The sequence below is a fragment of the Coleofasciculus sp. G1-WW12-02 genome (assembly GCF_040219735.1).
Taxonomy (GTDB): Bacteria; Cyanobacteriota; Cyanobacteriia; order Cyanobacteriales; family Coleofasciculaceae; genus Coleofasciculus.
Genome location: NZ_JAVJRX010000118.1, coordinates 1 through 7,806, shown reverse-complemented (window position 1 = coordinate 7,806; position 7,806 = coordinate 1). Strand labels below are relative to the sequence as shown.

Here is a 7,806-nt window from a genome sequence, read left to right as displayed (position 1 = left end):
CAGTTTTTCCGTAAAATATCTGAGCCTGGAACAACCATTTTTTCATCCGTCTTATCCCTGATTTAACCGAGTCAAGATCAAAGCTAAGAAGTATCAGGAGTAATATTAGTAAAACTTATCACCATAAATCCCAGAGAGCCTAGTTAAAATGGCTTCAGATCTAGTTATACCGTGATTTTATGCCTCAACAGTCTAATTTGACTCAAAATAACGTCCAAAAACCTTGCTTAGGTTTTTGGACGTCGTCTGAGGCAATTTAGCATAATAAGTCCGGAAGAACCACTATGCTCAGTTGAAAAGCCAAGTATAATCAAAATAGAATTAGTTTTATAATGCAATCATTAAAAAGCCATGATTCTAAGATTTATTAGCCCAAAAAGTGACTTTGCCTTCAAAAAAATATTTGGATCAAAAGACAGCAAAGATATCCTGATTAGCTTTTTAAATGCCTTGATTTATGAAGCTAATCCTGTGATTCAGGATTTAGAAATTATCGACCCCTATAATCCTAGGGAGGTGGTGGATCTCAAAGACAGCTACCTAGATGTCAAAGCCTTACTGGATAATGGCTCAACCGTGCTAATTGAAATGCAAGTCCTCAACCTAGCCTTCTTCGAGAAGCGGGTTATTTATAACCTGACCAAAACTTATGGAAATCAGCTAAAATATGGCGAAGGCTATTCGTACCTGAAACCGGTCATTGCCTTAACGATTACCGACTTTCCCATGTTTGATCAGACCCAACGGTATCTGACTCGGTTTAGCTTAAAGGAAAATCAGGAGTTGTTTAACTATCCTGATCCAGAAATCGAGTTAATTTTTGTAGAACTCCCGAAATTCACGAAAACACTGGATGAACTAGAGAGTTTAACAGATAAATGGATTTATTTTATTAAAGAGGCTCCCAGTTTGGAGGTAATCCCCCCCACATTTAGCCAACTTCCGGAACTAGATAAAGCGATGAATATCGCCAATCAAGCGAATTTGAGTGTAGAGGAAGTGGAAAAATTGCGTAAGCAAGAAATGTTCCTGGAAGACCAACGGGGATCGATTGTTAAGGCAAAGCAGGAGGCATTACAAGAAGGAGTAGAACAAGGTCGTCAAGAAGAGAAAATTCGATGGATATTCCGTTTCCTGGAGCGACAGTTTGGGTCAATTCCGTCAGAAATCAGTCAGCGGATTAAAAACTTATCGGTTGACCAGTTGGAAGGTCTAAGCAATGATGTTTTTGATTTCAACAATTTAGAAGAGTTATCAAGTTGGTTACAGGAAAATGGGTGATTTTGGGGCGCTTGTGCGTAAGGTTTCCGGGGGAGTCAGGCAATGGCTGAAATCCTTATGTTTTCGTAGACCCCCCCGGAGATGGCTCTGGGTAAGGGTTTCAGGGTTTGAATGGGGTGATTTATTGAGAATGAGTTGCAGCTATTCGGGGTAAATCTTGACCCCCGAAAATCAGGGTGTAGAATCAGGTCAGGGTGAGGCTCCCAGGAGCCGACCCTTTAGACTTCTTCGGAAGTCGAATTAATGGAAACATTAGACCTTTTTTCTTTCCACTCCCGACAAAATTTTCTTTAGACTTCTTCGGAAGTCGAATTAATGGAAACGATTAACATAATAGGACACGGCATTGCCGTGTCCCTACCAAGGATTAGGAATAATTGATTCTGTAGGGACACGATACTATCGTGTCCTGATCTAATTTATTCGGACTGAGGATTATATATCCTGAAATGACAAATGACGAAAGACTAATATGTCACGTTTTAATTGGTTGTCCCGCCAGTGGTAAATCAACCCTGGCTGGGGAATTGGCAAAACTGGGAAACTACAAAATAGTCTCCACCGATGAAATCCGCCAAACCCTCTATGGTGACGCCACCATCCAGGGGGAATGGTTGGAAATTGAACAATACCTCTTACAGCAAATCCAAAGGGCGATCGCATCCGGTCAACCGATCATTTATGATGCTACTAATGCCAAACGTTCTTGGCGGATGTCGCTGTTGATGCAATTGCACAGATGTAGCCTATCTTCCTCATCTTCCTCAGGGGAATTGGGCGAAGCTTATGCGCTGGAATGTTGGCATAAAACCGAGACATCTGGGCGCATAAGCTTCGCCCCTACGAATGCATCTGTTTCCCCATCTCCTCTGTGGATAGGATGGCATCTGAAAACCCCTCTGTCTACTTGTCTGCGCTGGAATAAACAGCGATCGCGTCAGGTTCCCGATTCGGTGATAGAATCCTTATACCAGTCCCTGCATCAATTTCCTCCCCTAGCGGCTGAGGGATTTGCAGGGGTTTATCCGGTGACGCCTGTTAAGGGTAAATTTGATATCGGACAAATCCAAACCAAACTCCAACGCCTCAGACACAGCCAGGTGAATCGCACTAACCGCACCCAACATGGACAAATTCAGTTACACCGCTATTCTCGGCTGTTGGATTTTGACCGCTTGCTGCATTTAATCTCTCTGATGCTGGCATATCCGGGTATCGGGAATTTACAACAAATTGCGCCTCAGTGTCTGGAAAGCCTATTGGGGAGAGTTCCTGAATTTGCCACTTCTGTGGAGGAAATTTGTGCGGTGATGGCGAAATGTAAGGGTTCAATAGTCAGAGGGGGACAGTTCACCTGAAGTTACCCTTTAGCAAATCGCTAAACCGTATGCCTATCTTGTCTTGGTTGAGAGCAATTTGACTCTTGGCGTTACTGATACTAAATTGCCTTCTATCATGTCTAGGAAGAGCGAAGCGTGAAGCGCAGCTATAGCGAAAGCGTTGCGGTAGCGAGGAACGAGCGTCGGAACCGGAGGAATGCGATCTCCGCAAAAAACGTGGTATAATTTTAGACATATTTTTTAAAATTAGATGATCAAGATGGGCTATCTTTCTGTTAGCAAGTCACCCAAATTATTTTCTGTCGCCGGAATAATTTATGGGTCTTCCGTACTTAGTGTGCTAAACTGTTAAAACAATGCACCTAAAACATAGCCAATATAGTGATTGTGAAAAGAGAAATGACAAAGCTCCTCAACTTACCAGGAGTCATAGTCGAAAAAATCCAAGAGGCAGAAGGAACATTAATTTTATCTGTTAAAGTTCAAAAGAAAACAGCTAACTGCCCACGCTGTAGTCATACTAGCCATCGCCTTCATCAAAATCAAAGACATTTAGTGAGAGATTTACCTATATGTAACCGAGAAGTCATGCTCTACTTAAATCGTCGAAGATTTAAGTGTGATTATTGTAAAAAACCTTTTAGTGAATGTTTAGATTTTGTTGGATATAAAAAGAAATTCACTCATAGGTATGCTCATGCTATAACTAAACAAGTTATTCATGGTGATGTTATTAATGTAGCTAAAAACAATAAATTAACAGAAGAAGAGGTTCTGTCGCAAATAGAAGAAGTAAGCATGGATATGACGGGAAACTATAAATCGTTAGTCCAAAAACTCTATCCCAATGCCGTGGTAACAGTGGACAGATTTCATATTACTAAAATGGTTAATGAGGAGTTGAATAAGGCGAGAATTGACCAAAAGAAAACAGCCGAAGCGCTGAACGGTAAAGAAAGAGCAAAATTATTCGGTAGAGACGTAGCATGCTACGTCTCTACAGGGGAGTAAATATACCCTACTAAAATCGGAAATAAAATTATCAAAAAAGCAAACTCAAAAATTAGAGCAAGTCAAAGAAGCTTCGCCTTTAATTGGAATTATGCATTCATTAAAAGAAGAATTGTATCAGATATTTGAATAAAGTAAAAACCTGGGAGAGGGAACTTTAAAATTAATTGATTGGTTAGATAAGGCGCAAATTTCATATAAAAAAAGTGTATCGGCAATAAAACGATGGTTTGCTGAAGTCGTGGGGTATTTTGAAAGTAGAACAACAAATGGAGTAGTTGAAGGAGTTAACAATAAGCTGAAACTATTAAAACGGTGTGGTTTTGGCTTCAGGAATTTTAATAATTTTACAATACGCGCTTTATTCTTGTGGCATTATCCTAACAGTTTAGCACACTAAGTACGGAAGACCCGATCCTGACTCAGAGCATTAAGAAGGTATAAAGATTTAACCCACATTCTGCACTTAAAGTTGAAGTACAATGAACTACATTGCTAAACAGTAGTTATTGATACAGCATATCTCTGGAGAGGGTAATATTTTGTGAAGCAAGAACTAAATCGTCTCTAGGGTTCCGGTTTCATCACCACGAGGTGAAATGTCTGGACCAAGAGAGACAGGTTATCAAGCTTGAAGATCGATAACCCCACGGCGGGATAAAAGCCCGGGAGAACTAAGTAATTCATCCAGTATGAATTGCTAGCTCTTCTGGGCTTTTGTGGTTTTGGCTAATCATCAATTGGAGCATCTTATGACAGACTCTGCCTTTGAGCCCCCTAATGGGCAAAGTGAAGCCCAACGAGCCCTAGGTATGGAGCAACAACTCCCCCTGACTGGATGGCAACAGGAAGTGAATCAAGGTCTAGAGTACGGACTCGAAGCTGCCGACAGTATCAAAGACCGCAGTATCCCTACCTTTTCACGGGGAGAACTCCCCCACTATGCAGGGATTAACACCTTCCTGAAAGCTCCCTATCTTGAAGATGTGCGACAGGTAGGTAATTATGATGTGGCAATTATTGGTGTTCCCCACGATTCCGGGACAACCTACCGTCCTGGAACCCGGTTTGGCCCCCAAGGGATTCGCCGTATATCTGCTCTTTATACCCCATATAATTTTGAGTTTGGAGTTGATTTGCGCGAACAAATTACTCTCTGTGATGTGGGAGATATCTTTACCATTCCTGCCAATAATGAAAAGTCCTTTGATCAGATTTCCAAAGGTGTTGCTCATGTCTTTAGTTCGGGAGCATTTCCCATGATTTTAGGAGGCGATCATTCCATCGGATTTCCCACTGTGCGGGGCATTTGTCGTCATTTAGGGGATAAAAAAGTCGGGATTATTCATTTCGATCGCCATGTCGATACCCAAGAAACCGACCTTGATGAACGGATGCATACCTGTCCTTGGTTCCACGCCACTAACATGAACAACGCCCCGGCAAAAAACCTTGTGCAGTTGGGCATTGGTGGTTGGCAAGTGCCGCGCCAAGGGGTGAAAGTCTGTCGGGAACGGGCGACGAATATTCTCACTGTTACCGATATTACAGAAATGGGTCTTGATTCAGCAGCGGATTTTGCCATTGCACAAGCGACGGATGGCACGGATTGTGTCTGGATTAGCTTTGATATTGACTGTATTGATGCGGGGTTTGTACCGGGTACAGGTTGGCCAGAACCGGGTGGCTTGTTACCTCGTGAAGCTCTCTATTTACTGAAGCGAATCATTCGTGAAACTAATGTGTGCGGCATGGAAGTGGTAGAAGTTTCACCGCCTTATGATGTGAGTGATATGACATCTTTAATGGCTACGCGGGTAATTTGTGATACCTTGGCGCATCTTGTGGTTTCAGGGCAGTTACCCCGCAACGAAAAACCGAGCTATATCCACTCTGAAGCTCAAGTAGTGGATCACCCGTGGAGGTAAGCGATCGCAGTGGAAATTTGAAGTGTTTTTTGATCCGTTTTCAAATCGATTGACCATGCATGAAACAGACATGACCAAAGCTTTGATTATAACGGTGCGGGATTGGTTTGAAAGCCAACTTGATGTACCTAAAATTGAAGCAATTCATTTAACTGTGGGAAAATTCACCTGTGTTGAGCCAGCTAGTTTAGAGTTTGCGTTTACAGCACAGACGAAAGATACCTTCTTGGATGGAGTAAATTTAGTGATTCGAGAAACGCCATTGATTGCTTTTTGTCATAGGTGTCAGTCAGAATATTTTCCACAAATTGGTCTGCAATATTCTTGCCCAAATTGTCAGTCTCCGATGGACGATATTCGCTCCGGTCGTGAGTTAAAAATTGATCGCATTGAGTATTCAAACTCAGAGGCGTTCGCCTTCTCATCATCAGGCTAGAACACGTTTAATTTTTAGGCAAATTTTAGGTAAAAACCTGCTTAAAGTGCTATCCAATCTATTCATTATTTGGGACTAATTACCATGCACCAAACCTTCGATGCAGCCTTAGGAATTAAACTCCTCCATGCTAACCAAGCAGGTGCAGAGCATAACCGAGAACATTTTGATCGTTGGGGTATTCATTGTCTCAATTTAATGAGTAGTCCGGGCGCGGGGAAAACAGCTTTATTGGAACTTACTTTGGCTACCCTTCAGTCAGAATTAAATATGGTGGTGATTGAAGGCGATATGACTACAGAATTAGATGCGGATCGTCTCCGCCATTAATTACCTTGCCTGATTTTTATCGGGTCAAGTATAGTCGAATGACAGAGCGGGTAGCCTCAATCATCATGGTGCTTAGTTTTGCCTTTTTATTGGCGGGAAATTTAGTTGCTGGGGGCTATTTATTCCAGTCTTTTCTCGGCACAACTTATCTCGCTGGGGTAATTTTAATCGCGCTGGTCGTTTTAATTGATACAGCCAGTGGTGGGTTATTTGCGGTGGCTTATACTGATGCGATTCAAGTAGCGATCGCATTCTTATACCAAGTTGCAGTCTGTTCTCTTAAATCCTTCAACCATGTCACCTCAAAACCCAACCAATAAGGAACTCGACACTCTGGATAGAGCAGAGCGATTAAGTGCCGCGATCGCGGCACTCGTTGCCCGCAAGCGTCAACTTGAGTTAGAGGGAGAAGTCGCCCCATCCGGCTGTTACGTGGCTCGTTACCAAGCACGAGGGCAACGGAAAACTTACTGGTATTACAAACTACAAGCCAAAACGCCAATTTTTCCCACAACCAAAGGGGGTAATCGGCTTTCTCGCTACCAACATCTCGGAGCTGCCGGAAGCGCCGCCCATGTTAATGGGGTTATCCAGGTCGTCAGAAGAGTTCAAATCGATGAATTAACCAAAGCCATTGATTCTTTAAAAGACAGTTGGTCAGACTTATATTCAGACACTAAAAAGTAACTAGACTCCAAGGATTATATTTGGGTTCCGACCCAGAAGGGAAGTCTATTCCTAATAGTGGAACACCTAAAAAACAGGTAGGACTTCATGCACATAATCAGGCTCCTGTCAACGTGCAAGTCCCAGTGGGTATTTGTTCGCGATTAATTGACGCGAACATTATTCGCAACCCCCCTCAACTTTTTTCTTCATCTTGTCCCGCCTTAGGTTGGTAGCCGATAGATTTATGATTGATCCTCCCAACGCATCCCAATTGCCTTCCACTTAAGCTAAGACAAGTTAGAAAGGTACTCAGGAGAAGGAATATAGTGGTTAGCGACGTTGACGTAGGCGATAAGCAAGTACAGACAAGGGTTGTGGCTACACCACGCCTAGTAGTGCGATCGCGTAAACAAAGGCAGGCAGTAGGCGATAAGCAAGTATCGACAAGAGTTGTGGCTATACCATGCCTAGTAGTGCGATCGTGCTCAAGTTAGATCAAATATGCTTGTGCTAACTCATTCTCAGATGAGGGAAATAAGTCAGGGAACGCAACCTTTCTGGAACTGATGAAAGTTCAACAAGACCCATTGAAAGCGTATCCATAACCAAGTCTATTGATTTAAACTGAAGTTCCCCCCGTCCAGATGTACTACAGGGGACTGAACCCCTACTGCATAAGCATTTTAGCAATTTAGCCCCCTCAAATCGTACCCATGTATATTTAAGATTTTCTTAATAGTCTTAGGAGAGAATCTGTGAGACAATTGTAGTCATGTACATAGAACGTGTTCCTAACAGAAATTCTCCCCCA

General features: G+C 42.5%; 5 protein-coding genes, 3 pseudogenes and 1 riboswitch. All 8 genes and pseudogenes read left to right on the top strand.

Annotation, left to right across the window (positions count from 1 at the left end; genetic code table 11):
* Positions 1 to 351 precede the first annotated feature (351 nt).
* The 8 genes and pseudogenes from RID09_RS19440 (at position 352) to RID09_RS19405 (ending at position 7,013) form a co-directional block, all read left to right on the top strand.
* Positions 352 to 1,281 (top strand): Rpn family recombination-promoting nuclease/putative transposase, encoded by a 930-nt coding sequence (locus tag RID09_RS19440; RefSeq protein WP_446337571.1) that lies wholly within the window; start codon positions 352 to 354, stop codon positions 1,279 to 1,281.
* Between the two features lie 449 nt (positions 1,282 to 1,730).
* Positions 1,731 to 2,639, top strand: a complete 909-nt coding sequence (locus RID09_RS19435) for an AAA family ATPase (protein WP_446337570.1) — start codon at positions 1,731 to 1,733, stop codon at positions 2,637 to 2,639.
* 369 nt (positions 2,640 to 3,008) lie between these two features.
* Positions 3,009 to 4,032: pseudogene (locus tag RID09_RS19430) on the top strand (transposase).
* Positions 4,033 to 4,188: 156 nt separating this feature from the next.
* A riboswitch (guanidine-I (ykkC/yxkD leader) is annotated at positions 4,189 to 4,306 on the top strand.
* A gap of 78 nt (positions 4,307 to 4,384) precedes the next feature.
* Entirely contained in the window at positions 4,385 to 5,560 is a 1,176-nt protein-coding gene (speB, locus tag RID09_RS19425) for an agmatinase (protein WP_446337569.1), read from the top strand.
* Between the two features lie 55 nt (positions 5,561 to 5,615).
* Positions 5,616 to 5,996, top strand: a complete 381-nt coding sequence (gene hypA, locus RID09_RS19420) for a hydrogenase maturation nickel metallochaperone HypA (RefSeq protein WP_446337568.1) — start codon at positions 5,616 to 5,618, stop codon at positions 5,994 to 5,996.
* 84 nt (positions 5,997 to 6,080) lie between these two features.
* Positions 6,081 to 6,320 (top strand): annotated as a pseudogene (locus RID09_RS19415) (GTP-binding protein); the annotation flags it as partial.
* 2 nt (positions 6,321 to 6,322) lie between these two features.
* Positions 6,323 to 6,583: pseudogene (locus RID09_RS19410) on the top strand (sodium:solute symporter family transporter); the annotation flags it as partial.
* Positions 6,584 to 6,620: 37 nt separating this feature from the next.
* The gene (locus tag RID09_RS19405) at positions 6,621 to 7,013 is read left to right on the top strand and encodes a hypothetical protein (protein ID WP_446337567.1); all 393 of its coding nucleotides are present in this window, start codon (positions 6,621 to 6,623) and stop codon (positions 7,011 to 7,013) included.
* The last annotated feature ends 793 nt before the right edge of the window (positions 7,014 to 7,806 follow it).

What these genes read in the sequence shown, in the direction of transcription:
- RID09_RS19440 (WP_446337571.1), top strand. Translation starts at nt 352, where the DNA reads ATGATTCTAAGATTTATTAGCCCAAAAAGTGACTTTGCCTTCAAAAAA.
- RID09_RS19435 (WP_446337570.1), top strand. Translation starts at nt 1,731, where the DNA reads ATGACAAATGACGAAAGACTAATATGTCACGTTTTAATTGGTTGTCCC.
- speB (WP_446337569.1), top strand. Translation starts at nt 4,385, where the DNA reads ATGACAGACTCTGCCTTTGAGCCCCCTAATGGGCAAAGTGAAGCCCAA.
- hypA (WP_446337568.1), top strand. Translation starts at nt 5,616, where the DNA reads ATGCATGAAACAGACATGACCAAAGCTTTGATTATAACGGTGCGGGAT.
- RID09_RS19405 (WP_446337567.1), top strand. Translation starts at nt 6,621, where the DNA reads ATGTCACCTCAAAACCCAACCAATAAGGAACTCGACACTCTGGATAGA.